A 1,774-nucleotide genomic window follows, 5' to 3' on the forward strand; every position below is an offset into this window, starting at 1 on the left:
ATAGAAGATAAGTTCTTTGAAATTATTGTTATAATAGATGATATTTGGAATCTTAGCAGCAGCCTCACGAAGTGAAGGCGGAGCGTAGCGAAGCCTGAACGGAGTGAGGCTGCTGCTAAGAAGTTTTGTTTATTAATCCTACGATTATGATTAACAATTCAGCTCTCCAGAAATGGGATCGTCTAAAGCAAAAACAGTTAGATACGCAATTCATTAATGAACTTCAAGCTGGCATGAACTGCTCTATGTTTGAGGCCAAAGCCATCCTGAATGTGGTTTACAAAACGTACCAACCCTTTTTTGACAACCAAGCCAGTATGAAACCGGGACAGATCTGCTTTGAAGTTGTTGGAATTGAAAACTCACCAAAGAAAAGGCTATCTGAATGTCAGATGAAGACCGTAATGCTCACCCTTGATTCGGGGGAAGAAGATCTTCTGGTTCGTGAAAAGAACGGTGTAATTGCCCTCCGGCAACATCGTCTTATCCGCATCTGCAACGAAGCTTTCCAACAAGGTGGATTACTAACTGTCGAAGACCTGGCGAACAGGTTACTCAACTGCGGTGAGAGTACCATTAATCGCGATATTAAGGCGTTAAAGCAACAAGATATAGTCTTGCCTTTACGCTCTACTATCAAAGATATGGGCAAAGCTATCACGCATAGAGAGTTGATTGTCAAACACTGGCTTTTGGGTAAGGAGTATTCCGAGATTGCCCGTCAAACTAGCCACAGCGTAGAGGCTGTAGCCAATTACGTAGACAAATTTCGTCGGGTAGTCTGTCTGGCCAAAGACAACCATGAGATCAAGACCATTGCTTTTTTGGTCAAAATCTCTGTCAGCCTGGCTCAGCAGTATTACGACCTGTACCAGAATCTGGAGATCGTTGAGCATCGTAGGAAAGAATTGGATGAACTGCTAAAAAAAACTCAAGTCCAACTTTAAATGATTCCTTCCAAATGATTAGAAAACCAGATGGGATACGAAAGTATCATACTGCGCATGATCGCTTTCTTAAACCCGCAATTGTCAATTTCTTTGCCCGGGAGTTCTCCGGTTTCTTTGGCCCTGTTGTCAGGGAAAATATCGCTGATGCCCTGATTGAGCTATTTGAGCAAAATGTAAAGCAAACCTCCGGCTTAAAGCACGGACAAATGCTATGGAATGCTTTAGATAAATTCACCAGGGCCGATTCTTCCAATCGCAGGTATAAACCGGTGATTCTGACTTTGGTACATAATGAAGACATAAAACTTTTTGAGAAACAATCACCAATCAAAGAAATACGCAAACAAGTTATAGCATGGCTAATTAAAGAAGCGTATGCCCAGGGTGGTATTCTTTCTATGAGAGATCTCAGTCTGATTTTAAGCACCACAGCACCGTTGTTGTCAACGCAAAGAGCAGAATATGAGAAAGAAAACAATGTTGTACTTCCTCATACCGGAGTAATACATGATATGGGCTCTACCATTACACACAAGACTCAAATTGTCTATAAGCATGTCGTGGAAAAGAAACCGACCAACATTGTTGCCAGAGAGACAAATCACTCTCAGAAAGCAGTTGATCACTATATCAAAGATTACCACCGTGTCAAAACTTTATTTGACGATGGCAAAGACATTGATTTCATCCATATTACTACGAACATCGCAAAACGCGTAATCCAGGAATATCAATCTATAATAAACAATAATGTCAATGATCTATAAATTTCTTACTTACCCCTTGTATTGTCATATGACATTATCTAAAGGGGACTTATAGAG

At 40.7% G+C, this 1,774-nt stretch carries 2 protein-coding genes; both read left to right on the forward strand.

The features are described from left to right. Positions 1-146 precede the first annotated feature (146 nt). Positions 147-947, forward strand: a complete 801-nt coding sequence (locus MLE17_RS18835) for a DUF1670 domain-containing protein (protein WP_243350313.1) — start codon at positions 147-149, stop codon at positions 945-947. Between the two features lie 14 nt (positions 948-961). Continuing rightward, positions 962-1,717 carry a DUF1670 domain-containing protein gene (locus MLE17_RS18840; protein WP_243350314.1) on the forward strand — a complete coding sequence of 252 codons (756 nt, stop codon included), beginning with the start codon at positions 962-964 and terminating at the stop codon, positions 1,715-1,717. Positions 1,718-1,774: the final 57 nt, after the last annotated feature.

The organism is Parabacteroides sp. FAFU027, from assembly GCF_022808675.1.
GTDB lineage: Bacteria > Bacteroidota > Bacteroidia > Bacteroidales > UBA7332 > CAXXIC01.